We start from the raw sequence: 23,867 nt of genomic DNA, 5'->3' as shown, positions 1-23,867 counted from the left end.
CCGCCGCCCCCTCTGTCCAGCCGAGCCGCCCTGCTCCGCGCGCGACCCCGAGCCCCCTCGGCAAGCGCCTGTTCTCCGGAGCCGTCTCTCGCTGATGCCAATCAGAGCGACTCGTCCGCAGGGGTCAGGGATCGCGCAGCGACCGCCGAAGGCGGCTTGTCCTTGACCCCTGCGGGCGAGTCGCTCAGGCATCAATCAGCGAGAGGCGGATCCGGAGACCAGGCGCGGGGCCTGTTCTTTGGAGAGTCAGGAGCCCGCCGGAGGCTCCCGCGCCCCAAGCTCCGGGCGCCCCCTGCCCCTCATGCGCCCCGCAGCCAGGCCCGCCCGCAGGGCGCCTCCCGCCTCACTCCTCGTCGAGGAACGGATCGTCCAGGGCATCCTCCGGCCGCCAGCCGAACACCTCCCAGGTGCGGGCCATGTGCTCGGGCAGCGGGGCGACCAGTTTCATCTGCCGCCCCGTGCCCGGATGCGCCAGGATCAACGCGCGCGCATGCAGGTGCAGCTTGCGGCTGATCACGCCGCCCAGCTGCGCCCCCCAGCCCTCGCCCTCGTTGGTCTGGCCCGAGCCGCCGTACTTGCCGTCCCCCGCGATCGGCGTGCCCAGCGCGGCCATGTGGGCGCGCAGCTGGTGGGTGCGCCCGGTGATCGGGCTCAGCGCCACCCAGGCGGCGCGGCGGGCGGCGGCCTCGATGACCATGTAGTCGGTGACGGCGCGCTTGGCGCCCTCGGTCGTCGCGATCTCGTCGGGGTGGACGACGCGCATCTTCTCGCCCTCGCCCCCCTTGCCGTGGCCCGGAGCCTTGACCAGCCCCCACTTGATGGTGCCGGCCTTGGGATCGGGCACGCCGGCGGACACCCCCCAGTAGATCTTGCGCGTGGCCCGCGCCTTGAACGCCCCGGCCAGCGCCTTGGCCGCGTTGGCCGAGCGCGCCATCACCAGCACGCCCGAAGTGTCCCGGTCCAGCCGATGCACCAGCCGCGGATCGTCGTCCCGCCCGAAGCGCAGCGCGGAGGCGAGCCCCGCCACATGCCGCCCGCTCTGCCCCGAGCCGCCCTGCACCGGCAGGCCGGCGGGCTTGTTCAGCGCGATCAGGTGGTCGTCGCGATAGATCACGCAGTCCTGGATCATCCGCGCGTCGGCGCCCGAGATCTCGGGCCCCGCCGCGGGCCTGTCGCCCTCGAGGATCTCGTCGGGGATCGGCGGCACGCGCACCGACTGCCCCGCCTCGAGCCGGGTCGAGGCCTTGGCCCGCGCCCCGTCCACGCGCAGTTCGCCCTTGCGCAGCATCTTCTCGATGCGCCCCTGGGTCAGTTGCGGAAACCGCCGGCGCAGCCAGCGGTCGACGCGGCTCTCGGCCTCGTCCTCGTCAACGGTCACGGTCTGCACGCCGGGCATCGCCGGTTCCTCCCTCAGCCCTGGCCCCAGGCCGCGCGCGCCAGCGCCAGCCCCGCGAACAGGGCGGCCACCGACAGCGCCACCGAGCCCGCCACATAGATCGCCGCCCCCGCCATCCGCCCCCGCTCCATCAGGTAGAGCGCATCCAGCGAGAAGGCCGAGAAGGTGGTGAACCCCCCCAGCAGCCCCGTCATCACGAAGGGCGCAAACCGCGCCCAGCCGCCCTCGGTCCGCTCGATCAGCAGCACCGCAGCGAGGCCCATGACGAAGGAGCCGATGACGTTGACCCCGAGCGTGCCCCACGGAAACTCCGCGCCCGACACGCGCATCGCCCAGCGGCCGAACAGAAACCGCAACGCGGCGCCGCAGGCGCCGCCCAGAGCAACATAGAGGATCGTCATCCGCCGCTTCTGCGCCCCCCGGCCGCGCCGGTCAAGCCGGCGCGGCGTTGCGGCCGCGACCTTGCGACAGTCGTTTCGCCCGGCGCGAGCCCGCCGGACGACGTCCGGACCCTGCGCCGCCGCCGCCCCCCGTTCCTTGTTGATGAAACCCACCTGCACAGGCGCCCTGCCCGAAACATTCAAATCTGACAGAGCCACGGAGACCTTCATGAAATTCCTTGTGCGAAAGTCCGTATCTGAGAGCGTGGACCTCCTGACCCGGGGCTTCGGCTTCACCCGGGCCGAGATCGAGGACAACGTCCAGGTCCGGAACCCGTCCGAGTCCGGGTTCGACGTGCGCTACGGCGACGGGGGCGGCGGGCCCTGCGAGGGCAAAGGCCTCGGCTACACGGCGGTCGACACGCCCTCGGGGCCCAACCTGGTGCCGAACTCGGGCACGATCACCACGTATTCCGAGGGCCGCGCGATCACCCTCACGTTCAAGATCGACGCCGCCGACTTCTTCGCCGTCTCGGGCACGAACAGCGACACGGACAACCGCAAGCTCTGGCTGCAGGAGCTCAGAGGCAAGGACGTCTTCAAGCTCGGCGCCGGCGACGACCGCTTCGAACTGATGAGCGGCAACGACAAGGGCTACGGCCGCGCGGGCAGCGACCGGATCCATGCCGGCGCCGGCAACGACAAGCTCTACGGAGGCGAGGGCGCTGACTTCCTCTACGGGACGCTGCAGACGACAAGCTCTGGGGCGGGACCGGCCGCGACTTCTTCGTCTACACCTCCCGGAAAAGCGGCGTCGACGTCATCAAGGACTTCAACCCCATCAACGACACGGTCGTGGTCGACATGAAGGGCGTCAACAGCCTGGACGACCTGGAAATCGACACCAGGAAGGGCGACGTCCACATCACCTGGGCGAAGACCCGCGTGATCGTCGAGGATCCCGTTCGGAGCTTCGATCCCGAGAGCGACATCCTGTTCGGCTGAGCGCGGCGCGCACGGGATGAGGGCGGCCGGGCGGGCGACGTTGGCGCGCAGCGCCGACGAGATCCGTCCCGGCCGCCGCCCCCAGTCCTCGCCGCCCCCAGTCCTCGCCGCCCCCAGTCTTCGCCGCTCTCAGTCCTCGCCGCGCCGCTTCGCGCGCAACCGGGCGAAATACTCCGCCCGCTTGCCCAGCTCCCGCTCGAACCCCCGCTCGACGGGGCGATACAGCGAGGGGCGCTCCATCCCCTCGGGGAAATAGTCCTGCCCGGAGAACCCGTCCTCGGCATCGTGATCATAGGCGTAGCCGGCTCCGAACCCCTGCTCCTTCATCAACCGCGTCGGCGCGTTGAGGATATGGGCGGGCGGCGCGCTCGACCCCGACTTCCTGGCCAGCGACACCGCCTGCTTCCAGGCCGTGTAGACCGCGTTCGACTTGGGCGCGAGCGCGAGATGCACCACCGCCTGGGCCAGCGCCAGCTCCCCCTCGGGACTGCCCAGCCGCTCATAGGTCTGCCAGGCCTCGAGGCACAGGCCCACCGCCTGCGGATCGGCCAGCCCGATGTCCTCGACCGCCATGCGGGTGATGCGGCGGGCCAGGAACCGCGGATCCTCCCCCCCCTCGATCATCCGCGCCAGCCAGTAGAGCGCCGCGTCGGGGTCCGAGCCGCGCACCGACTTGTGCAGCGCCGAGATCAGGTTGTAGTGCCCGTCGCCCGACTTGTCGTACTGCGCCGCCCGCCGCGTCAGGCGCTTGGCCAGCGCCTGCGCATCCACCGGGCCGGGCCCCATCCGGAACGCCTGCTCGGCCAGGTTCAACAGCGCCCGGCCGTCCCCGTCGGCGAGGTTGACCAGCGCCGCGCGCGCCTCGGGCGTCAGCGGCAGCGGCCCCTCCAGCGCCTCGGCCCGATCCAGCATCGCCTCCAGCGCCGGCGTCTCCAGCCGGTTGAGCACCAGCACCTGGGCGCGCGACAGCAAGGCCCGGTTCAGCTCGAAGGAGGGGTTCTCGGTCGTCGCCCCGACAAGCGTGATCGTCCCGTCCTCCATGTGCGGGAGGAACCCATCCTGCTGGGCCTTGTTGAAGCGGTGGATCTCGTCGACGAACAGCAGCGTGCCCTGCCCGTTCCCGGCCCGCACCCGCGCACCGTCAAAGACCTTCCGCAGGTCCGCGACCCCGGTGAAGATCGCCGAGATCTGCACGAAGGACAGGTCCGTCGCCTCGGCCAGCAGCCGCGCGATGGTGGTCTTGCCCACCCCAGGCGGGCCCCACAGCACCAGGCTCGGCAGCTCCCGCGCGGCCACCATGGCGGCCAGCGGCGCGCCCTCGCCCAGCAGGTGGTCCTGGCCGATCACCTCCCCCAGCGCGCCCGGGCGAAGCCGGTCGGCGAGCGGGCGGGAGGCCGGGCGCGCCCCAGACGAGGCCGGAGCCTCGCCCCCCGCCTTGTCTCCGGAACGGTCGAACAGATCCGCCATCGGTTCAGCGCGAGAAGCGCATCGAGCCGCGGCGCCCGGCGCGCTCGACGGCCAGCTCCAGGACCCGCGGCGGGCTCTTGGCGATGGCTTCCAGCGCGGCGGTGTCGGCGATCTCGGCGTCGTTGATCGCGAGGATCCGGTCCCCCTCGCGAAAGCCCGCGCGGGCGGCCGCGTCGGCCACGTCCACCACCACCACGCCGGTCGCGTCGTCTGGCAACCCCGTCTCCATCGCCACGGCCGGGTTCAGGTTCGACACCTCGAGCCCGCCCAGCGGCGAGGGTCCGGGCAGACGGCGCAGGTCGCGCGCCGGCTCGTCGGGCGCCGCGACCAGCCGCAGCCTCGCCTCGCGCCGCTCGCCGTCCGACAGCCAGACGACCGCCGCCTCGCGCCCCACGCCAAGCGCCGAGAGGCGGAACGCCAGCTCCGGCTCCGCCCCCACCGTGCGGCCGTCGACCGACAGCAGCACGTCGCCGCGCGCCAGCCCCGCCTGCGCGAAGGGCGAGCGCGGATGCACCTCCGAGATCGCCAGGCCCTGCGCCCGCTCGAGCCCCAGCGCCTCGGCCAGCGCCCCGTCGACCGGCTGGCCCGAGATCCCCGCCCACGGCCGCGCGAGCGTCGAGCGCCCGGCCTCGGCCTGCGTCACCACCTGCGCCACGAGGTCGGAGGGCACCGCAAAGCCGATCCCGATCGAGCCGCCCGAGCGCGACAGGATCGCCGTGTTGATCCCCAGCAGCCGCCCGCGCATGTCGACCAGCGCCCCGCCCGAATTGCCCGGGTTGATCGCCGCATCGGTCTGCAGGTAATAGCCCGCGCCCCCGCCCGGCGCCTCGCGCGTGCGCGCCAGCGCCGAGACGATGCCCGAGGTCACCGTCTGCCCCACCCCGAACGGGTTGCCGATGGCCAGCACCAGGTCCCCCACGTCCACCTCGGCGGTGTCGCGCAGCGGCAGGGCGGGCAGATCCTGCGCCCCGTCGAGCTTCAGGACCACCAGGTCGCTGTCCTCGTCGGCGAGCAGGATCTCGGCCTCGAACTCGCGCCGGTCGGTCAGCACCACGCGGATCTCGGTGGCCTGGCCGACGACGTGCAGGTTGGTCACCACCAGCCCGTCCGCCCGCACGATCACGCCCGAGCCCAGCGAGTTCTGCACCTGCTGGGTCCTGGGCGCGATGCCCTCGAAGAAGCGGCGGAAGAACGGGTCCTGCGCGAAGGGCCCGGCGAGGCCGCCGCGCTCCACCACCCGCTTGGCGTAGATGTTCACGACCGAGGGCGCCGCCGCCTTCACCACCGGCGCAAAGGACAGCTGGATCTCGGTCATCGAGCCGGGAACCGTCGTCTCCGCCCGGGCGACGCCCGGACCGGTCGCGACGGCGAGCGCGAGGGCGGTCGCAAGGGCGGTGCGGACGATGGGCATGAGGCGCCTCCTGGCGGGTGCGGCGAGGGGGGATGCGAAGGGGAACCTAGGTGCGGCGGACGGGAAAGAGAAGGCGGGTCGCGGCAATGCGGGCCGGGGGCGCCGCGGCCGCCCGGAAGGGCGAATCGAAAGAGCCGCCCCGAGGGGGGCGGCTCCTGCGTGCGGCGTCGACATCGCGCGGCGCGATCAGTCGGCGGCGGCTTCCTCGGCGGCGACACGCTCCTTGTCGCCCTTGCCCTTGGCGGAGGCGTCGCGCTCGACCAGCTCGATGAAGGCCATCGGGGCCATGTCGCCATAGCGGAAGCCGGCCTTCAGCACGCGCGAGTAGCCGCCCGAGCGTTCCTTGTAGCGCGGGCCCAGCACGTCAAACAGCTTCTTGACGGCCGCGTCCTGCTTCAGCTCGGCATGGGCCAGCCGGCGGGCGTGCAGATCGCCGCGCTTGCCCAGCGTGATCAGCTTGTCGATGATCCGCTTCATTTCCTTGGCCTTGGGCAGAGTCGTCTTGATCTGCTCATGCTCGATCAGCGAGCTGGCCATGTTCGCGAACATCGCCTTGCGATGCTCATGGGTGCGGTTGAGTTTGCGGTAACCGTGACCGTGGCGCATGGGAGTGATCCTTTCGCGTTATGCTTTGTCCGGGAGACGTCCATGGCGTCCCCCTCCTTGGGGTCCCGCGGAATGCCCGCAGACCCATTTCGTGCGCGCCGATACAGGATTCCGCCCGCCGGGGCAAGGGCGGGAGCGCGGGGGCGACGAATACCGCCGCCCCGGATCGGTCAGAACAGCAGGCTGTCGTGTGCCAGGTCGTCCACGTCGACGCCGCGCAGAACCAGGCGGCCGCCGTCGTAGATCACTACCGCCGAGCCGCCGTTCTGGCGGAATTCGAGCTCGCCGATCCCGTCGATGCCATCCCCGAAGTCGAGGCGATCGACCCCGATGGCGAAGTCCTTCACCACGTCGCGACCGTCTCCGGAGTCGACCTCGAACCGGTCCGCGCCGTCTCCGCCCCACAGCACGTCCTTGCCACGCCCGCCGGACAGACGGTCGTCGCCGTCGCCACCCCACAACTTGTCGCGCTGGCCGCCTCCGTTGAGGACGTCGGCGCCGCGCCCGCCGAACAAGCGGTCGGCGCCTCGGCTGCCGTCGAGGTCGTCGGCGCCGCCCCCGCCGAACAGGCGGTCTCCGCCTCGGCTGCCGTCGAGGTCGTCGGCGTCGCGCCCGCCCCGCAGCCGATCCGCCCCGAGGCCGCCGTCGAGATCGTCGCGACCGTCGCCCCCCAGCAGACGGTCTGCGCCGCGATTGCCGACAAGCTTGTCCGCGCCGCCCAGGCCATCCAGCAGGTCGGCGCCGCGACGCCCTCGCAGCACATCGTCGGCCCCGCCCCCGACCAGTTCGTCCGCACCGGCGCCGCCGGGCAGGGTCAGCGGCTGCGGAACCTCCACGCTGACGCCGTCGGCGAACAGCAGCCGCTCGACATTGACCAGCTGGTCGGTGAAGCCGTCCCCCTCGGCGGCGGCCGTTAGAGAGACCTCCACGGAGCCGTCGCCGGAAATCGTGATCAGGAAATCGCTGCGCTCGTAGCCGTAAAGCCATGCGAAGCTTGCGTAGTCGACGATGTCGAAGCCCGCGCCGCCATCGACGGACATGCCGCCGAACGACGCATGGATCACGTCGTCGCCGTCGAGCGCGTCGACAGGCCCGGTCTGGAATGCCGCGTAGATATCGTCATCGCCCTCCGAGGGATCGTCCCCGGGACCGGACGTCGGCACATCGCGGTCGGCGAAGCGCATCAGTTCGACATTCAGCAGCGTGTTCGTCCCGCCCTCGCCAACCAGGTCCCTCACCGTGGCGCGCCCCGGCGCCGACACAACGACTTCGTAGTCCGCGAAGTCACCGTCGAACACGGCGACGTCGATGTCATCGCCCTCGTCGAGATACTCGTCGTCGCCGCCAAACAGCAGGTCGTCCCCGTCGCCGCCGATCAGCGTGTCTGCGCCGTCGCCGCCGTAGAGACTGTCCGCGCCGCCGTCGCCCTCGAGCACGTCGTCGCCGTCGCCGCCCTCCAGCAAGTCGTTTCCAGCCCGGCCCAGCAGGAGATCCGCCCCGCCGCCGCCCTGGAGCGTGTCAAAGGAATCCCCGCCGACCAGCGTGTCGTCGTCGTCGGTCCCGATCAGCGTCATGCTGGGGTCCTGGGGGATGTCGATATAGACGCCGTCGGCGAAGACCAGCCGCTCGACGCCGGTCAACCTGTACAACGCCTTCGGCCCGTCCCCGTCCGGGTTCTGGGACCAGAAGACACTCGCGCCGCCAAGAGCGTCGAGACTGACCGAGAAATCGTCCCGCGAGAGCGTCGTCTCCCAAAATCGGCGGGAGAGCGGGTCCGCATAGGCGGGGGCGTCGAAGCGGACCACGTCGTAGCCGTCGCCACCGTCGACATTGGTGATCCCTTGGGTGTAGCCCGCGTAGAACACGTCGTCGCCGCCGAGCGCCGAGACGTCGGACTCGAAATAGTCCTGGAACAGGAGATCGTCGCCCTCGGTGGGGGACTGGGTGACGTCCTGACGTACGACCATGTCGCCGTCGTCGAAGCGGAGCGTCTCGACGCCTTCCAGCATGTCGACCCCGCCATCTCCGATCAGGTCCGTCACCTGCGCTTTGCCCGGCGCCCAGAGCAGCACCTCGTAACGGGAGGCGGGCCCTTCGAAGATCGCGACATCATCGTCTCCGGCGCCGCCGGAGACGAAGTCGTCGTCGTCGCCGCCCGTGATCACGTCGTCGCCGTCGCCGCCGAAGATCAGGTCGCGCCCCCCGCCGCCGAAAATCACATCGTCGCCGTCGTCGCCCTCAAGCCTGCCGTACCCTTCGTCGCCGACCAAAGTGTCGTCGCCCGACGTGCCCTTGACCAAAGATGGCAAGGCGTCGATCGAAACAGCGTCGCCGTAGTTGAATTTCAGGAACTCGACGCCTTCCAGGATATGGACGTCGATCCGCGCGCCGCCATCTCCGGTCCGCGCGGAGCCGGTGCGCAGAAGCCAGTCCTCGCTAAACTGGCGATCAGTCAAGTGGAAATAATCGACACCGTCGCCGCCGTAGATTACATCGGCGCCATCTGGGTTAGAGCCGCCCACCAGAACGAAGTGGTCGTCGCCCGTTCCGCCATACAACGTGTCATTGTCTTCGCCGCCGTACAGCGTGTCGACGCCCTCGCCGCCGTAGAGTGTGTCGACGCCCTTGCCGCCGTAGATACGGTCGGGGCCGTCGCCACCTTCGAGGTGGTCATCGCCGTATTCGCCATAGACCCAGTCCGCGCCGCCCCCTCCGTACAGGGAGTCTCCCAAGCTGCCGCCCTTGAGGTTGTCACTGCCGTCGCCGCCATACAGGATCACCGGCCTCACTTCGGGAAGCTCCACCACCTGGCCGTCGGCGAACCGGAGTTCCTCGATCCCCCACAAAGTGTCGGTGAAACGATCGCCGTGGCTCACGCCCCAGAGCCAGACGGTCACGCTCCCGTTCGCCAGGAACGAGATGAGGAACTGGTCGTAGCTGTAGTCTTCGGCGCCGTAGTCGACAACGTCGTAGCCGTCGCCGCCGTAGACCGTCGCGCCGGCGGTGGAGACGATCGTGTCATCCCCGTCCAACGCGTAGACATGATAGGTGTCGGTGGCGTCGATCAGGTCGTCGCCCAAGGTCCCGTAAACCGTGGTCATCAATAATCGTCCCCAAATCGCGGACGCGCCGGCGCGACTCAGCGCGTCCAAGTCCACCCCCAGGCGCCAAGATTACTAAGGGTAACAGAATTGATCAACTTCAGCCGCCCTGCCTCGATCCGGGCCTGTCTGGCAGGTTCGACAAATGCGGAAGGGCGGCGCGTCCTCCGCGCCGCCCTCCAGATCTGCGAACCGAAACCGGCTATCCGGCTCCTTAGAACTGGTCCTCGTACTTGCGGGCCAGGTCCTCGATGTTGTCCGGCGGCCAGTCCGGCACGTCCATCCCGAGGTGGAGGCCCATCTGGGTGAGGACCTCCTTGATCTCGTTGAGCGACTTGCGGCCGAAGTTCGGCGTGCGCAGCATCTCGGCCTCGGTCTTCTGAACGAGATCGCCGATGTAGACGATGTTGTCGTTCTTCAGGCAGTTGGCCGACCGCACCGACAGCTCCAGCTCGTCCACCTTCTTGAGGAGGATCGGATTGATGCCGCCCGGCAGCTCCTCGTCGTCCGAACGGCCGGCGGCCTCGGGCTCGTCGAAGTTGACGAAGATCGACAGCTGATCCTGGAGGATGCGGGCCGCGTAGGCGACCGCGTCGTCCGGGGTCAGCGAGCCGTCCGTCTCCATCTGCAGGGTCAGCTTGTCGTAGTCCAGCACCTGGCCCTCGCGGGTGGGCTCGACCTTGTAGCTGACCTTCTTGACAGGGCTGAACAGCGCGTCGACCGGGATCAGGCCGATGGGGCTGTCCTCGGACTTGTTGCGGTCGGCGGGGACGTAGCCCTTGCCGGTGTCCACAACCAGCTCCACGTGGAAGCTCGCGCCCTCGTCGAGGTGGCAGATCACGTGATCCGGGTTCAGGATCTCGATGCCCGCCGTCTCCTGAATGTCGCCGGCGACGACAAGGCCGGGGCCCTCGCCCCGCAGCGTCAGGCGCTTGGGTCCCTCGACGTCCATCTTGACCGCGACGCCCTTGATGTTCAGGACGATGTCGGTCACGTCCTCACGGACGCCGGCGACGGACGAGAACTCGTGCAGCACGCCGTCGATCTGGATCGAGACGATCGCGGCGCCCTGGAGCGACGAGAGAAGGACGCGACGCAGGGCGTTGCCGAGCGTCAGGCCGAAGCCCCGCTCGAGCGGCTCGGCGATCACGGTGGCCTGGCGCTGGGCGTCGGCGCCCGGACGAATGTCCAGGGCTGTCGGCCGGATCAGCTCCTGCCAGTTCTTGTGGATCATGCGATGGTCCTCCATCCGTGCCTGAGCGGGATCCGCAGACCGCCCGGGCGTCCCGAGGAATTAATTTCCGTCCACGTAAACGGCCGAAGGCCCGCGCGGCGGGCGCGGGCCGGGGCCACCGAAGAGCGACGCGTCAGACGCGACGGCGCTTCGGGGGACGGCAACCGTTGTGGGCGATCGGGGTCACGTCCCGGATCGAGGTGATGGTGAAGCCCACCGCCTGCAGGGCGCGCAGCGCGCTCTCGCGCCCCGAACCCGGACCCTGCACCTCGACCTCGAGGGTGCGCATCCCATGCTCCTGGGCCTTCTTGCCGGCATCCTCGGCGGCAACCTGGGCCGCGTAGGGGGTCGACTTGCGCGAGCCCTTGAAGCCCATCGCGCCCGAGGAGGACCACGCGATCGCGTTGCCCTGCGCGTCGGCGATCAGGATCTTGGTGTTGTTGAAAGAAGAGTTCACGTGGGCGACGCCGGACGTGATGTTCTTCCGCTCTTTGCGCTTTACGCGCTGCTTTTCGCGAGCCATCGACGCCTCTCCTTACTTCTTCTTGCCGGCGATCGGCTTCGCCTTGCCCTTGCGGGTGCGGGCGTTCGTGTGGGTGCGCTGGCCGCGGACGGGCAGCTGGCGGCGATGACGCAGGCCGCGGTAGCAGCCCAGATCCATCAGCCGCTTGATGTTGACCGCGACCTCACGGCGGAGGTCGCCTTCCACAGCGAGGTTGCCGTCGATGTACTCGCGGATCGCCAGAACTTCGGCGTCGGACAGTTCGTTGACCCGACGCTCTTCAGCGATGCCCACGGCCGAACACACCTCCTTCGCGGAGGAATGGCCGATGCCATGGATGTAGGTGAGGGCGATGTGCGTCCTCTTGTTCGTGGGAATGTTCACGCCAGCGATGCGCGCCAAGGTGCTGCTCCGTATCTCGATCCGGTCCGCCGCCCGGGGGGCCGAAGGTTCCAACGTTCCTGTCGTCGCCCCCGCCGGCGGCGTCGGGCTGAAATCCTGTTCGCGGGTCGAACCGGGGAGGGTCAAGCGACCCCCTGCCCGGTCTGCGAACGAGCGCCGGCCCGGCGATTCTCTGGACCGGGGTCCAGAGCGCCGTCCGACGACTCCCCTTGTTCGGAGGCGCGGAGTATATGAAGGGATGGTTCCGCGTCAACCCGGGCGGGCCCGGATCCAGTCCCTTTTTATCTCTCCGCGCATCCGGATGGCGTTTAACCGTCCAGCGCGGCCTTGACCTGGCCTGCCACGTCGTCCGGCGGAGCCATTCCGTCCACCCGCGTCAGCTTGCCGAGCGCGTGGTAGTAGCCGATCAGCGGCGAGGTGTCCCGGTAGTAAGCCAGGAGCCGCGTGCGCATCGACTCGGCGTTGTCGTCGGGCCGCTTCTTGAACTCGGTCGACCCGCACTTGTCGCATACGCCCTCGACCTTCGGGGGGTGCGCGGTCTCGTGATAGACCTCGCCGCAGCTGGCGCAGGTGAAGCGGCCGGAGACGCGGTCCACCAGCGCCTCGTCGTCCACCTGCATGGCGACCACGGCGTCGAGCGCCAGGCCCTGCGCCTTCAGCAGCTCGCCCAGCGCGTCGGCCTGGGCCAGCGTGCGGGGAAAGCCGTCGAAGATCGCGCCCTTGGCGGCGACGCCGCTCTCGAGCTGTTCCTTGATCAGTCCGATGACGATCTCGTCGGTCACCAGGTCGCCGCGCGCCATGATGTCCTTGACGATCTCGCCCATCTCGGAGCCGGAGGCCTGCGCCTCGCGGAGCATGTCGCCGGTGCTGAGCTGCACCATGCCCCGCTCCTCGACCAGCCGCCGCGCCTGGGTGCCTTTGCCGGCCCCCGGCGGCCCGAGCAGAATGATGTTCATTTTTTCCTCTTCCCTCGCCGTCCAAGACGGGACCGTTCGATCAGTCCTTCGTACTGGTGCGCCAGCAGGTGACTCTGAACCTGCGTGACGGTGTCCATCGTCACCGAGACCACGATCAGCAGCGATGTGCCGCCGAAGTAGAACGGGATGCCGACGTTCGAGATCAGGATCTCGGGCATCACGCAGATGATCGACAGGTAGATCGCGCCGACCGCCGTGAGTCGCGTCAGCACATAGTCGAGATACTGCGAGGTCTTGGCGCCCGGACGGATCCCCGGCACATAGCCGCCGTTCTTCTTCAGGTTGTCCGCCACATCGTCGGGATTGAACACGACCGAGGTATAGAAGAACGCGAAGAACACGATCAGCGCCACGAAGCTGAGCAGGTACAGCGGCTGCCCGCGGCCCAGGTAGGCCGAGACGTAGCCCATCACCCCGCCCGCGCCGCCGTCCGCCGAGAAGCCGGCCACGGTGGCGGGCAGCAGCAGCAGCGACGAGGCGAAGATCGGCGGGATCACGCCGGCGGTGTTGACCTTCAGCGGCAGGAACGAGTTCTCGCCCCCGTACATCTTCTGGCCGACCTGGCGCTTGGGATACTGGACCAGGATCCGCCGTTGCGCCCGCTCGATATAGACCACGGCCGCGATCACCGCGACCGCGCCCACGATCACCGCCACGACGATTCCCGCGGCCAGCTGCCCGGTGCGGCCCAGCTCGAACAGCTGCGCCAGCGCGCTGGGCATGGTGGCGATGATGCCGACGTAGATGATCAGCGAGATGCCGTTGCCGATGCCCCGCGCGGTGATCTGCTCGCCCAGCCACATCAGGAACATGGTGCCGCCGACCAGCGTGATCACGGTCGAGGCGCGGAAGTACCAGCCGGGATCGAGCGCCAGGCCCTGCCCCTCGAGACCCACGGCGATGCCGTAGGCCTGCACCGCGGCCAGCACGACCGTGCCGTAGCGCGTGTACTGGTTGATCTTGCGGCGGCCGGCCTCGCCCTCCTTCTTGAGAGCCTCCAGCGACGGCACCATCGAGGTCATCAGCTGCATGATGATCGAGGCGGAGATGTAGGGCATGATGCCCAGCGCGAAGATCGCCATGCGGCTGACCGCGCCGCCGGCGAACATGTTGAACACGCCCAGGATACCGGACTGCGTCTGTTCGATGAATCTCGCGAGCTGGACGGGGTCGATCCCGGGCATCGGGATGTAGGTCCCCAGCCGGTAGATCACCAGCAGGCCCAGCGCGAATAGGATCCGGCTCTGGAGCTCTTTGGCCTTGCCAAAGGCGCTCCAGCTCATGTTCTGGGCCATCTGCTCGGCGGCGGACGCCATGCTTCTCTCCCGCAGGCTGTCATACGGACGCCGCCGGGGGACGAGCCCCGCGGCGGCGTCGCGGTTTAGTTAAAGGAGGGGCTGATCGCCCGCAATGTCATTCGGCGTCGCTCTCGGCCGCCGGCTTCGCCGGGGCGAGGACGGTGACCGAGCCGCCGGCCTTTTCCACGGCCGCCAGCGCGGACTTGGAGGCGCCGGTGACCTCGATCGTCAGGGCCTGCGTGACTTCGCCGCGACCCAGCAGACGCACGCCGTCGCGCTTGCGGCGCACCAGGCCCGAGGCGACCAGCACGTCCTCGTCGATCTTGGCCGAGGCGTCGATCTTGCCCTCTTCAATGAACTTGGAGAGGTTGTCGAGGTTGATCACGGCGAACTCGTCCCGGAACGGCTTGGTGAAGCCGCGCTTGGGCAGGCGCCGATAGATCGGCATCTGGCCGCCCTCGAAGCCGTTGATCGCCACGCCGGAGCGGGACTTCTGGCCCTTGATGCCGCGGCCGCCGGTCTTGCCGACGCCCGAGCCCGGGCCGCGGCCGACGCGCTTGCGCGCCTTCGTGGCCCCGGGATTGTCGCGGAGTTCGTTGAGCTTCATGACGCGTATTCCTTCTGTCGGACCCTGCCTGCGGCGTCATCCGCGGCGGGCCATCGACCTGCGATAAAGGGCCCGGGCGCCGGAAGCGCCCGGGCGAAGCGGACGATTACTCGCCCTTTTCCTCCACGATCACCGCGAGATGCGGGATCGAGTTGACCATGCCGCGCACCGAGGGGGTGTCCTCGAGCTCGCGGGTCTTGTGCATCTTGTTCAGCCCGAGACCCTTGAGGGTGTCGCGCTGGCTTTTCGGACGGCGGATCGGGGACCCGATCTGCTTCACCACGATGGTCTTGCCCATGCTCTCGCTCCTCAGGCCTCGGCGCCGGCGGCCTCGACGGCCTCGCCAGCGGTCTTGGCCTCGGGGGCCTCGTCCCGCTTGGGCAGGATGTCGGCGACCTTCTTGCCACGACGCGAGGCAACCTGGCGCGGAGACGCCTCGTTGCGCAGCCCGTCGATGGTGGCGCGGATCATGTTGTAGGGGTTCTGGGACCCGATGGACTTGGCCACCACGTCCTGAACGCCCAGCATCTCGAACACCGCGCGCATCGGGCCGCCGGCGATGATGCCGGTGCCGGCGTCGGCCGTCCGCATCACCACCTTGCCCGCGCCATGACGCCCGTTGACGTCGTGATGCAGGGTCCGGCCCTCCCGCAGGGGCACCCGGATCAGGCCGCGCTTGGCCTGCTCGGTCGCCTTGCGGATCGCCTCGGGGACTTCGCGGGCCTTGCCCTTGCCGAAGCCCACGCGGCCTTTCTGGTCGCCCACGACGACGAGCGCTGCAAAGCCGAAGCGTTTGCCGCCCTTCACCGTCTTGGACACGCGGTTGATCGCGACGAGGCGATCCTGGAACTCAGGATCCTCGTCCCGGTCGCGACGACGATTGCCGCGGTTGTCTTCCCTGGCCATGGTCGCCCTCCTCAGAACTTCAGGCCGCCTTCACGGGCGGCGTCGGCGAGCGCCTGGACCTTCCCGTGAAAGAGGTAGCCGCCGCGGTCGAACACCACTTCCTCGATGCCGGCGGCCTTGGCGCGCTCGGCGATCGCGGCGCCGATCTTGGCGGCGGCATCCTTGTTGTTCTTCCCGATCACGCCCAGGGCGCTCTCCAGCGTCGACGCCGCGCAGAGGGTCTTGCCCTCGACGTCGTCGATCACCTGGACCGAGATGTTCTTGTTAGACCGGTGAACGCACAGACGCGGACGTCCGTTCGCCACCTTTTTCAGACGGTTGCGCACCCGAAGGCGGCGCCGCTGAAACAGCTCTCGCTTGCTCAGTGCCATGTCGGCCTCCGGTTACTTCTTCTTGCCTTCCTTGCGGAAGATGTACTCGCCCTTGTAGCGAATGCCCTTGCCCTTGTAGGGCTCCGGGCGGCGCCAGTCGCGGATGTTCGCCGCCACCTGGCCGACCTGCTGCTGGTCGGTGCCGGTGATCGCGATCTCCGTGGGCTTCGCGCAGACGATGTCGATCCCCTCGGGGATCGCATACTCGACGTCATGCGAATAGCCGAGCGCCAGCTTCAGGACCTTGCCCTGAACCTGGGCGCGGTAGCCGACGCCCTGGATCTCGAGCTCTTTCTTGAAACCCTCGGTCACGCCCTGCACCAGGTTCGCGACCTGGGTGCGGGACATGCCCCACTGCTGGCGCGCCCGCTTGGACGTGCCGCGGGGGGTGACCGTGATGGTCTCGTTGTCGATCGCGACGGTCACGTCGTCCGTAGCCGTGAAGGCGCGGGTCCCCTTGGGGCCCTTCACCTCGACGGTCTGGCCGGAGACGGTGGCCGTCACGCCCTTGGGAAGCTCGACCGGCCTCTTTCCGATGCGGGACATTACAGTCTCCTCAGAACACGGTGCACAGGACCTCGCCGCCGACCTTGTCGGCGCGGGCCTGCGCATCGGACATGACGCCCTTGGACGTCGAGACGATCGCAACGCCCAGGCCCTGACGGACCGAGGGCAGCGTCTCGACGGGCGAGTACACCCGGCGGCCGGGCTTGGAGACGCGCTTGATCTCCTTGATGGCGGGCATGCCATCGAAGTACTTCAGGCTGATCTCGTACTCTGCGTGGGAGTCCACGGTGACGCCCTCGTAGCCGCGGATATAACCCTCGGCCTGGAGAACATCGAGCACACGGCCCCGCAGCTTGGAGGCGGGGGTGCGGACGGTCGACTTGAAACGCATCTGCGCGTTGCGGATGCGGGTCAGCATGTCGCCGATGGGATCGTTCACGTTCATTGTGCGCTCCTCACCAGCTCGATTTCACCATGCCGGGGATCTGGCCCACAGAGGCGTAATCCCGCAGCGCGATGCGCGACATCTTCAGTTTGCGATAGTAGGCCTTGGGGCGGCCCGTGATCTCGCAGCGGTTGTGCAGGCGGGTCGCCGAGGAGTTCCTCGGCAGCTTCGCCAGCTTCATCGAAAGCTTCACGCGGTCAGCCAGGCCCAGATTCTCATCGCGAATCTGCTCCTTCAGCGCGGCGCGCTTGGCGGCGTACTTCTCCACCAGCTTCTCGCGCTTCTTCTGACGCTCGATCATGCTCGTCTTGGCCATGTCGAATTCCTTTCCCGCGCTCAGCTCGCGAAGGGCATGTTGAAAAGCTTCAACAGCGCCTTGGCTTCCGCGTCGGTCTTGGCAGTGGTCGCCATCACGATGTCCATGCCCCACATCTGATCGATCTTGTCGTACTCGATCTCGGGGAACACGATGTGCTCCTTCAGGCCCATGGCGTAGTTGCCACGGCCGTCGAAAGCCGTGCCCTTCACGCCGCGGAAGTCGCGGACGCGGGGCAGCGCGATGGTGATCAGGCGGTCCAGGAAGTCGTACATCCGCTCCTTGCGAAGCGTGACCTTGACGCCGAGGGGCATCTCCTCGCGGACCTTGAAGCCGGCGATCGAGTTGCGCGCCTTGGTGATCACGACCTTCTGGCCGGCGATCTTGGTCAGATCGTCCGCCGCGGCCTTGATCTTCTTGGAGTCCGACACCGCCTCGCCCACGCCCATGTTGAGGACGATCTTGTCCAGGCGGGGGATCTGCATGTCGTTCTTGTAGCCGAACTCTTCCTTCAGCGCGGGACGCACCACATCGCGGTAGTGCGCGCGAAGGCGCGGCGTGTAAGCGGCTGCGTCAAGCATCGATCACCTCCCCCGACTTCTTGGCGAAGCGGACCTTCTTGCCGTCGACCATCTTGAACCCGACGCGGGTCGCGCCGCCGGTCTTGGGGTCGACGAGCGCCAGGTTGGACAGGTCGATCGTCGCCTCTTTCGAGATGCGGCCGCCCTGCGCCTGCGCGGTCTGACGCTGATGGCGCACGACCATGTTCACGCCGGAGACCAGCGCGCGGTTCTCGGTCGGCATGACCTTGAGGATCTCGCCCTCGTTGCCGCGATCGCGGCCGGCGAGAACGACGACCTTGTCGCCCTTCTTGAGCTTCGCGGCCATCAGAGCACCTCCGGCGCCAGCGAGATGATCTTCATGAAGTTCTTCGAGCGCAGCTCACGCACGACCGGCCCGAAGATGCGGGTTCCGATCGGCTCGCCCTGGTTGTTCAGCAGGACGGCGGCGTTGTCGTCGAAGCGGATGGCGGTGCCGTCGGCGCGACGCACCTCCTTGGCGGTGCGAACGACGACGGCCTTGCGGACATCGCCCTTCTTCACGCGACCGCGCGGAATGGCCTCCTTCACGGAGACCACGATGATGTCGCCGACCGAAGCGTACTTGCGCTTCGCGCCGCCGAGCACCTTGATGCACTGAACCCGACGGGCGCCGCTGTTGTCGGCGACCGAGAGGTTGGTCTGCATCTGGATCATGGCAGTTTCTCCCGACCTGCAGGAACGCGTCCTGCGGTTTCGACTACTGGTAGGTCAGTCCCGCGAGGCGCCAGCCTCTCCGGTCAGGACTTCCCAGGATTTCGATTTCGAGCGCGGCGGGCACTCGGTGATGCGAACGGTCTCGCCCACCTGGCACGCGTTGCCTTCGTCATGCGCATGGTACCGCTTGGTCATGCGCACGGTCTTTTTCATCAGCGGGTGGGTGAAGCGACGCTCCACCAGCACGGTGACGGTCTTGTCGTTCTTGTTCGAGACGACGGTGCCCTGGAGAATGCGACGGGGCATGTCAGGCCTCCTGCGAGACCGCAGCGGCGGCCTTCTGGTTCAGGACGGTGAGCACGCGCGCCACATCGCGGCGCACGGTCTTCATCCGCGCGGTGTTCTCGTTCTGGCCGGTAGCGGCCCGGAAGCGCAGATTGAACTGCTCCTTCTTCAGCGCCGCGAGCTCGTCGCGCAGCTGATCGGGCGTCTTCTCGCGCAGATCGGCGGCTTTCATGAGCCTCAAATCCTCTCTCTCGCATCCAAGCGGGCCGCGGGCCTGGGAGTTCGGTCCCGGCCGCGCCCGCAATCACGCCGGATCCGCCCCGGCCATCTCATCTGACGAAGACGCGGGGCCGGCAACGCCAGCCCCTCGCCTCATGCCTGTCGGCAGCAGTCAGGCGACCGCCGTGGCCCGCCTCAGCGGGCCCGGGATCACCAGTCTTCTTTCTGCACGAATCGGCTCTTGATCGGCAGTTTCATCGCCGCCAACCGGAGGGCCTCCCGTGCCACAGGTTCGGACACCCCGTCAATCTCGAACATGACGCGGCCGGGCTTCACTTTCGCGGCCCAGTATTCGACCGAACCCTTGCCCTTGCCCATACGGACTTCGGTGGGCTTCTGGGTGACGGGCACATCCGGGAAGATCCGGATCCACACGCGGCCCTGACGCTTCATGTGACGCGTCATGGCGCGGCGGGCGGCCTCGATCTGGCGCGCGGTGATGCGCTCCGGTTCGATGGCCTTGAGCCCGAACGAGCCGAAATTCAGCTCGGTTCCGCCTTTCGCCAGGCCGTGGATACGACCCTTGTGCTGCTTGCGGAACTTGGTGCGCTTCGGAGAAAGCATCCTGTCAACTCCTCAGGCTCAGCCGCGGGCCGGGCGCGAGGCGCCCTCCTGCAGCTCCTGCTGGCGACGGTCGCGCGCCTGGGGATCGTGCTCCATGATCTCGCCTTTGAAGATCCAGACCTTGATCCCGATGATGCCGTAGGCGGTCTTCGCCTCGACATGCGCGTAGTCGATGTCGGCCCGCAGGGTATGCAGGGGCACGCGGCCCTCACGATACCACTCGGTCCGCGCGATCTCGGCGCCGCCGAGACGGCCGCCGGCGTTGATGCGGATCCCCAGCGCGCCCATGCGCATGGCGTTCTGCACCGCGCGCTTGATCGCACGACGGAAGGCGACGCGACGCTCGAGCTGCTGGGCGATGTTCTCGCCGACCAGCTGGGCGTCGGTCTCGGGCTTGCGCACCTCGACGATGTTGAGGTGCAGCTCCGACGAGGTCAGCTTCGCCACTTCGCGGCGGAGCTTCTCGATGTCGGCGCCCTTCTTGCCGATGATCACGCCCGGACGCGCCGTGTGGATCGTCACCCGGCACTTGCGGTGCGGACGCTCGATCACCACGCGGCTGACCCCGGCGTTGGCGCACTTCTTCTTGATGAACTCCCGGATCCGGATGTCCTCGTGAAGCAGCGCGCCGTAGTCCTTGGCGTTCGCGTACCAGCGGCTGTCCCAGGTCCGGTTGACCTGCAGGCGCAGCCCGATCGGATTGACCTTGTTGCCCATCAGGCGCTCTCCTCGACCTGCCGGACCTTGATGGTGATCTGGCTGAACGGCTTCTCGATCCGCCCGAAGCGGCCGCGCGCCCGGGGGCGCCCGCGCTTCAGCACCAGGTTCTTGCCCACCCAGGCCTCGGCCACGATCAGCTCGTCAACGTCGAGCCCGTGGTTGTTCTCCGCGTTGGCGATCGCCGACTGCAGCGTCTTGCGCACGTCGAGCGCAATCCGCTTCTTGGAGAACGCCAGCTCGTTCAGCGCCTTGCCGACCGGCTTGCGGCGGATCAGGCCCGCCACAAGGTTCAGCTTCTGCGGGCTGATGCGAAGCATGCGGGAGACCGCCATCGCTTCGTTGTCCGCCACGCGGCGGGGGTTGGAAGACTTGCTCATCGCCCAGTTACCTCCGCTTGGCTTTTTTGTCGGCCATGTGGCCGTAGTACGTGCGCGTCGGCGCGAACTCGCCGAACTTGTGCCCGATCATGTCCTCGGTGACGTTCACCGGGATATGCTTCTGACCATTGTAGACGCCGAACGTCAGACCGACGAACTGCGGCAGAATGGTGGAGCGACGCGACCAGATCTTGATCACCTCGGCTCGCGTGGATTCCCGTGCCTTCTCCGCCTTTTTCAAGACGTAGGAGTCGACGAACGGACCTTTCCAGACGGAACGTGCCATCTATCGTCCCTCCTCAGCGGCCGCTCTTGCGGGCATGCCGCGAGCGAATGATGTATTTCTGAGTCGACTTGTTCTTGCGCGTGCGTCGACCCTTCGTGTCCTTGCCCCAGGGGGTGACCGGCGTGCGGCCGCCCGAGGTGCGGCCTTCGCCGCCGCCATGGGGGTGGTCGATCGGGTTCATCGCGACGCCGCGGACCGAGGGGCGCTTGCCCTTGTGCCGCGTGCGGCCGGCCTTGCCGAAGTCCTGGTTCGAGTGGTCGGGGTTCGACACCGCGCCCACCGTGGCCATGCACTCCTGACGGACCATGCGCAGCTCGCCCGAGCTCAGACGGATCTGGGCGTAGCCGCCGTCGCGACCCACGAACTGGGCGTAGGAGCCGGCGGCGCGCGCGATCTGCCCGCCCTTGCCCGCTTTCAGCTCGATGTTGTGCACGATCGTGCCGACAGGCATGCCCGAGAAGGGCATCGAGTTGCCGGGCTTCACGTCGACCTTCGAGCCGGCCACGACCTTGTCGCCGATCGCCAGGCGCTGCGGCGCCAGGATGTAGGCCACCTCGCCGTCCTCGTACCGGATCAGCGCGATGAACGCGGTCCGGTTGGGATCGTATTCGATCCGCTCGACGGTGGCGGGCACGTCCCACTTGCGCCGCTTGAAGTCGACGATGCGGTAGAGCCGCTTGGCCCCGCCGCCGATCCGACGCGCCGTGATCCGTCCGGTGTTGTTGCGGCCGCCCTTTTTCGTAAGCCCGTGCGTGAGCTTCTTCTCGGGACGACCTTTGTACAGCTCCGAACGGTCGATCAGAACCAGCCCGCGCTGGCCCGGCGTCGTGGGGTTGTAAGTTTTCAACGCCATCTTGCTGTCTTCCGTTGCCGTCCAGGCTTGCGCCTGGGGATAGGGTTCAGCGTGATGACCGGGCTCAGAGCCCGGTCGTCACGTCGATCGTGTTACCCTCTTCGAGGGTGACGTAGGCCTTCTTGACATCCTTGCGGCGGCCGGGCTTGCCCTTGAACTTCTTGGTCTTGCCCTTGGTGACGGTCGTGTTCACGGCCTTCACCTTGACGCCGAACAGAGTCTCGACGGCCTCCTTGATCTTCGGCTTCGTCGTGTCGATCCCCACCTCGAAGACCACGGCGTTCTGCTCGGACGCCATCGTGGACTTCTCGGTGATGATCGGCTTGCGGATCACGTCATAGAGCTCGTGCTTCGCGGTCATTTCAGTCGAGCCTCCAGAGCCTCGACGCCGGCCTTGGTCAGAACCAGCGTATCGCGCCGCAGGATGTCGTAGACGTTGGCGCCCTGGGAGGGCAGCACGTCCACGTCGGCGATGTTGCGCGCGGCCCGGGAGAAGTTCTCCTGGATCGCGGCCCCGTCGAGGATCAGGACCCGCTTCAGACCGAGCTTCTCGAGCCCCGCCTTCAGCGACTTGGTCTTGCCCGCGTCGAGCTCCGCCTTGTCCACGACGATGATCTTGCCGTCGCGCGCCTTGGCCGACAGCGCCATCTTCAGGCCCAGCTTGCGGACCTTCTTGGGCAGGTCATGCGCATGCGAGCGCACGACCGGACCCTTCACGGTGCCGCCGTGGCGGAACTGCGAGACGGCCTTGTCGCCGTGCCGCGCGCCGCCGGTGCCCTTCTGACGATAGATCTTCTTCGTCGAGTAGGAGACCTCGCCGCGCGACTTGGTCTTGTGGGTGCCGGCCTGGCGACGCGCCAGCTGCCAGCGCACCACACGGTGCAGAATGTCGGCGCGCGGCTCGAGCCCGAAGATCGCGTCGTCGAGTTCGATCTCGCCCGCCGCGCCGGCGTCGAGAGTGACCACTTCGGTCTTCATTTCTCATCGCCTCCTTCGGGGGTCTTCGATGCGTCGTCCTCATCGGTGGACGCCTCGGCTTCCTTCAGCGCAGCCTCCTGAGCCGCGGCCTCGGCGGCGAGCCGCTCCTCCTCCGCGGCAGCCTCGGCCGCTGCGGCTTCGGCGGCGGCGGCTTCGGCGGCCTTGCGGGCCTCCTCGGCGGCCGAACGCAGGGCGGCCGGCAGGATCACGTTCTCGGGCGTGGCCTTCTTGACCGCGTCGCGGATGGTCACCCAACCGCCGCGCGAGCCCGGAACCGCGCCCTTGACCATGACCAGACCGCGCTCGGAGTCGGTCTTGATCACCTGCAGGTTCTGAACGGTCACGCGGGCGGCGCCCATGTGACCGGCCATCTTCTTGCCCTTGAAGACCTTGCCCGGGTCCTGGCACTGGCCGGTGGAGCCATGCGAGCGGTGCGAGACGGACACGCCGTGCGACGCCCGGAGGCCGCCGAAGTTGTGCCGCTTCATCGCGCCCGCAAAGCCCTTGCCGATCGAGGTGCCGGCGACGTCCACGAACTGACCCTCGAAGTAGTGGTCAGCCGTGATCTCCTCGCCAACCTCGATGAGGTTCTCGGGGGCCACGCGGAACTCCGCCAGCTTGCGCTTGGGGGCCACGTTCGCCTTGGCGAAATGGCCGCGCATCGGGGCGGTGGTGTTCTTGGCCTTGGCCGCGCCGGCGCCGAGCTGGACGGCCGAATAGCCGTCCTTGTCGGACGTGCGCTGGGCCACGACCTGAACGTTTTCCATCTGGAGAACGGTCACCGGGATCTGGCGGCCGTCTTCCATGAACAGCCGGGTCATGCCCAGCTTCTTGGCGATCACTCCGGAGCGCATGATACCCTCCTCAGAGCTTGATTTCGACGTCGACGCCGGCGGCGAGGTCGAGCTTCATCAGCGCGTCCACCGTCTGCGGCGTGGGGTCGACGATGTCCAGGAGCCGCTTGTGGGTGCGGATCTCAAACTGCTCGCGCGACTTCTTGTCGATGTGCGGGCCGCGCAGAACGGTGAACTTCTCGATCTTGTTGGGCAGGGGGATGGGGCCCCGCACCTGCGCGCCGGTCCGCTTGGCGGTGTCGACGATCTCCTGGGTGCTGGCATCCAGCACCCGGTAGTCGAACGCCTTCAGGCGGATCCTGATGTTCTGGCCTGTCATGGCTCTGGTTCTCCGAAAGGCAGGAAACTCAACGTCGGCGGCCGGGGGCGCGTGGCCCCCGGCCGCCTGGGAGCAGAACTGCCGGGGTTTACTTGAGGATCTTGGAGACAACGCCCGCGCCGACGGTGCGGCCGCCCTCACGGATGGCGAAGCGGAGCTTCTCCT

Annotated in this window: 35 protein-coding genes; 2 read left to right on the top strand and 33 right to left on the bottom strand. The window is 68.1% G+C overall.

What is annotated here, in order from left to right; translation table 11 throughout:
• Positions 1 to 343: 343 nt before the first annotated feature.
• Positions 344 to 1,396, bottom strand: a complete 1,053-nt coding sequence (locus AAC134_RS17000; RefSeq protein ID WP_339950313.1) for an RluA family pseudouridine synthase — start codon at positions 1,394 to 1,396, stop codon at positions 344 to 346.
• 14 nt (positions 1,397 to 1,410) lie between these two features.
• Positions 1,411 to 1,797 (bottom strand): fluoride efflux transporter CrcB, encoded by a 387-nt coding sequence (gene crcB, locus AAC134_RS16995; RefSeq protein WP_339950312.1) that lies wholly within the window; start codon positions 1,795 to 1,797, stop codon positions 1,411 to 1,413.
• Between the two features lie 208 nt (positions 1,798 to 2,005).
• Between crcB and AAC134_RS16990 the strand changes: the two genes are divergently transcribed.
• Together AAC134_RS16990 and AAC134_RS16985 are read left to right on the top strand one after the other, a co-directional pair.
• On the top strand, positions 2,006 to 2,644 hold the full coding sequence (locus tag AAC134_RS16990; RefSeq protein WP_339950311.1) for a hypothetical protein: 639 nt from the start codon (positions 2,006 to 2,008) through the stop codon (positions 2,642 to 2,644).
• Positions 2,632 to 2,781 (top strand): hypothetical protein, encoded by a 150-nt coding sequence (locus AAC134_RS16985; protein WP_339950310.1) that lies wholly within the window; start codon positions 2,632 to 2,634, stop codon positions 2,779 to 2,781. The genes AAC134_RS16990 and AAC134_RS16985 overlap by 13 nt, the downstream gene beginning before the upstream one ends.
• Positions 2,782 to 2,910: 129 nt before the next feature.
• On the opposite strand, the gene AAC134_RS16980 is transcribed toward AAC134_RS16985, so the two are convergent.
• From AAC134_RS16980 to AAC134_RS16830, 31 genes are all read right to left on the bottom strand, one after another.
• Positions 2,911 to 4,248, bottom strand: coding sequence for a replication-associated recombination protein A (locus tag AAC134_RS16980; RefSeq protein WP_339950309.1), 1,338 nt, complete (start codon positions 4,246 to 4,248; stop codon positions 2,911 to 2,913).
• Between the two features lie 4 nt (positions 4,249 to 4,252).
• Positions 4,253 to 5,653, bottom strand: a complete 1,401-nt coding sequence (locus AAC134_RS16975; RefSeq protein ID WP_339950338.1) for a trypsin-like peptidase domain-containing protein — start codon at positions 5,651 to 5,653, stop codon at positions 4,253 to 4,255.
• A gap of 192 nt (positions 5,654 to 5,845) precedes the next feature.
• Entirely contained in the window at positions 5,846 to 6,265 is a 420-nt protein-coding gene (gene rplQ / locus AAC134_RS16970; RefSeq protein ID WP_339950308.1) for a 50S ribosomal protein L17, read from the bottom strand.
• A gap of 170 nt (positions 6,266 to 6,435) precedes the next feature.
• A complete protein-coding gene (locus AAC134_RS16965; RefSeq protein WP_339950307.1) occupies positions 6,436 to 9,366 on the bottom strand; it encodes a calcium-binding protein in 2,931 nt (976 codons plus the stop codon).
• A 214-nt stretch (positions 9,367 to 9,580) separates the two neighbouring features.
• Positions 9,581 to 10,600: a DNA-directed RNA polymerase subunit alpha gene (locus tag AAC134_RS16960; RefSeq protein ID WP_339950306.1), complete on the bottom strand. Its 1,020-nt coding sequence runs from the start codon at positions 10,598 to 10,600 to the stop codon at positions 9,581 to 9,583.
• Between the two features lie 133 nt (positions 10,601 to 10,733).
• Positions 10,734 to 11,123, bottom strand: a complete 390-nt coding sequence (gene rpsK / locus AAC134_RS16955) for a 30S ribosomal protein S11 (protein ID WP_339950305.1) — start codon at positions 11,121 to 11,123, stop codon at positions 10,734 to 10,736.
• Positions 11,124 to 11,135: 12 nt separating this feature from the next.
• Positions 11,136 to 11,504 carry a 30S ribosomal protein S13 gene (gene rpsM, locus AAC134_RS16950; RefSeq protein WP_339950337.1) on the bottom strand — a complete coding sequence of 123 codons (369 nt, stop codon included), beginning with the start codon at positions 11,502 to 11,504 and terminating at the stop codon, positions 11,136 to 11,138.
• Positions 11,505 to 11,812: 308 nt separating this feature from the next.
• Positions 11,813 to 12,460 carry an adenylate kinase gene (locus AAC134_RS16945; RefSeq protein ID WP_339950304.1) on the bottom strand — a complete coding sequence of 216 codons (648 nt, stop codon included), beginning with the start codon at positions 12,458 to 12,460 and terminating at the stop codon, positions 11,813 to 11,815.
• Positions 12,457 to 13,797 (bottom strand): preprotein translocase subunit SecY, encoded by a 1,341-nt coding sequence (secY, locus tag AAC134_RS16940; RefSeq protein WP_339950303.1) that lies wholly within the window; start codon positions 13,795 to 13,797, stop codon positions 12,457 to 12,459. Before secY ends, AAC134_RS16945 begins: the two co-directional genes overlap by 4 nt.
• A 97-nt stretch (positions 13,798 to 13,894) precedes the next feature.
• Positions 13,895 to 14,386, bottom strand: a complete 492-nt coding sequence (rplO, locus tag AAC134_RS16935; RefSeq protein ID WP_339950302.1) for a 50S ribosomal protein L15 — start codon at positions 14,384 to 14,386, stop codon at positions 13,895 to 13,897.
• 106 nt (positions 14,387 to 14,492) lie between these two features.
• Positions 14,493 to 14,684, bottom strand: a complete 192-nt coding sequence (gene rpmD, locus AAC134_RS16930; protein WP_339950301.1) for a 50S ribosomal protein L30 — start codon at positions 14,682 to 14,684, stop codon at positions 14,493 to 14,495.
• Positions 14,685 to 14,695: 11 nt separating this feature from the next.
• On the bottom strand, positions 14,696 to 15,292 hold the full coding sequence (gene rpsE, locus AAC134_RS16925; protein WP_339950300.1) for a 30S ribosomal protein S5: 597 nt from the start codon (positions 15,290 to 15,292) through the stop codon (positions 14,696 to 14,698).
• An 11-nt stretch (positions 15,293 to 15,303) separates the two neighbouring features.
• A complete protein-coding gene (gene rplR, locus AAC134_RS16920) occupies positions 15,304 to 15,663 on the bottom strand; it encodes a 50S ribosomal protein L18 (RefSeq protein WP_339950299.1) in 360 nt (119 codons plus the stop codon).
• A 12-nt stretch (positions 15,664 to 15,675) separates the two neighbouring features.
• Positions 15,676 to 16,209: a 50S ribosomal protein L6 gene (gene rplF, locus AAC134_RS16915; RefSeq protein ID WP_339950298.1), complete on the bottom strand. Its 534-nt coding sequence runs from the start codon at positions 16,207 to 16,209 to the stop codon at positions 15,676 to 15,678.
• Between the two features lie 10 nt (positions 16,210 to 16,219).
• Positions 16,220 to 16,615 (bottom strand): 30S ribosomal protein S8, encoded by a 396-nt coding sequence (gene rpsH, locus AAC134_RS16910; RefSeq protein WP_339950297.1) that lies wholly within the window; start codon positions 16,613 to 16,615, stop codon positions 16,220 to 16,222.
• Between the two features lie 10 nt (positions 16,616 to 16,625).
• Entirely contained in the window at positions 16,626 to 16,931 is a 306-nt protein-coding gene (gene rpsN / locus AAC134_RS16905) for a 30S ribosomal protein S14 (protein WP_339950296.1), read from the bottom strand.
• Positions 16,932 to 16,951: 20 nt separating this feature from the next.
• Positions 16,952 to 17,512, bottom strand: a complete 561-nt coding sequence (gene rplE, locus AAC134_RS16900) for a 50S ribosomal protein L5 (protein WP_339950295.1) — start codon at positions 17,510 to 17,512, stop codon at positions 16,952 to 16,954.
• Positions 17,505 to 17,819 (bottom strand): 50S ribosomal protein L24, encoded by a 315-nt coding sequence (gene rplX / locus AAC134_RS16895; RefSeq protein ID WP_339950294.1) that lies wholly within the window; start codon positions 17,817 to 17,819, stop codon positions 17,505 to 17,507. The genes rplE and rplX overlap by 8 nt, the downstream gene beginning before the upstream one ends.
• Positions 17,819 to 18,187 (bottom strand): 50S ribosomal protein L14, encoded by a 369-nt coding sequence (gene rplN, locus AAC134_RS16890; RefSeq protein WP_339950293.1) that lies wholly within the window; start codon positions 18,185 to 18,187, stop codon positions 17,819 to 17,821. Before rplN ends, rplX begins: the two co-directional genes overlap by 1 nt.
• A gap of 54 nt (positions 18,188 to 18,241) precedes the next feature.
• Entirely contained in the window at positions 18,242 to 18,493 is a 252-nt protein-coding gene (gene rpsQ / locus AAC134_RS16885) for a 30S ribosomal protein S17 (protein ID WP_339950292.1), read from the bottom strand.
• Between the two features lies 1 nt (position 18,494).
• A complete protein-coding gene (gene rpmC / locus AAC134_RS16880; RefSeq protein ID WP_092864361.1) occupies positions 18,495 to 18,704 on the bottom strand; it encodes a 50S ribosomal protein L29 in 210 nt (69 codons plus the stop codon).
• Between the two features lie 197 nt (positions 18,705 to 18,901).
• A complete protein-coding gene (gene rplP / locus AAC134_RS16875; protein ID WP_339950291.1) occupies positions 18,902 to 19,315 on the bottom strand; it encodes a 50S ribosomal protein L16 in 414 nt (137 codons plus the stop codon).
• Positions 19,316 to 19,333: 18 nt separating this feature from the next.
• Positions 19,334 to 20,032 (bottom strand): 30S ribosomal protein S3, encoded by a 699-nt coding sequence (rpsC, locus tag AAC134_RS16870; protein ID WP_339950290.1) that lies wholly within the window; start codon positions 20,030 to 20,032, stop codon positions 19,334 to 19,336.
• Positions 20,032 to 20,412, bottom strand: coding sequence for a 50S ribosomal protein L22 (gene rplV / locus AAC134_RS16865; RefSeq protein ID WP_339950289.1), 381 nt, complete (start codon positions 20,410 to 20,412; stop codon positions 20,032 to 20,034). The genes rpsC and rplV overlap by 1 nt, the downstream gene beginning before the upstream one ends.
• 7 nt (positions 20,413 to 20,419) lie before the next feature.
• Positions 20,420 to 20,698, bottom strand: coding sequence for a 30S ribosomal protein S19 (gene rpsS, locus AAC134_RS16860; protein ID WP_092864350.1), 279 nt, complete (start codon positions 20,696 to 20,698; stop codon positions 20,420 to 20,422).
• A 13-nt stretch (positions 20,699 to 20,711) separates the two neighbouring features.
• Positions 20,712 to 21,551, bottom strand: a complete 840-nt coding sequence (gene rplB / locus AAC134_RS16855) for a 50S ribosomal protein L2 (protein ID WP_339950288.1) — start codon at positions 21,549 to 21,551, stop codon at positions 20,712 to 20,714.
• A 64-nt stretch (positions 21,552 to 21,615) separates the two neighbouring features.
• Positions 21,616 to 21,912 (bottom strand): 50S ribosomal protein L23, encoded by a 297-nt coding sequence (locus AAC134_RS16850; RefSeq protein ID WP_339950287.1) that lies wholly within the window; start codon positions 21,910 to 21,912, stop codon positions 21,616 to 21,618.
• A complete protein-coding gene (rplD, locus tag AAC134_RS16845; protein WP_339950286.1) occupies positions 21,909 to 22,529 on the bottom strand; it encodes a 50S ribosomal protein L4 in 621 nt (206 codons plus the stop codon). Before rplD ends, AAC134_RS16850 begins: the two co-directional genes overlap by 4 nt.
• On the bottom strand, positions 22,526 to 23,386 hold the full coding sequence (gene rplC, locus AAC134_RS16840; protein WP_339950336.1) for a 50S ribosomal protein L3: 861 nt from the start codon (positions 23,384 to 23,386) through the stop codon (positions 22,526 to 22,528). The genes rplD and rplC overlap by 4 nt, the downstream gene beginning before the upstream one ends.
• Before the next feature lie 7 nt (positions 23,387 to 23,393).
• Positions 23,394 to 23,702: a 30S ribosomal protein S10 gene (gene rpsJ / locus AAC134_RS16835; RefSeq protein WP_339950285.1), complete on the bottom strand. Its 309-nt coding sequence runs from the start codon at positions 23,700 to 23,702 to the stop codon at positions 23,394 to 23,396.
• Positions 23,703 to 23,790: 88 nt separating this feature from the next.
• Positions 23,791 to 23,867, bottom strand: a 77-nt coding sequence (locus AAC134_RS16830; RefSeq protein ID WP_261496019.1) for a hypothetical protein, incomplete at its 5' end; no start/stop codon positions are given.

Source organism: uncultured Albimonas sp. (genome assembly GCF_963977235.1).
Taxonomy (GTDB): Bacteria; Pseudomonadota; Alphaproteobacteria; order Rhodobacterales; family Rhodobacteraceae; genus Albimonas.
Note: the sequence above shows the minus strand (reverse complement) of the source record. Positions and strands in the feature narration are given on the sequence as shown.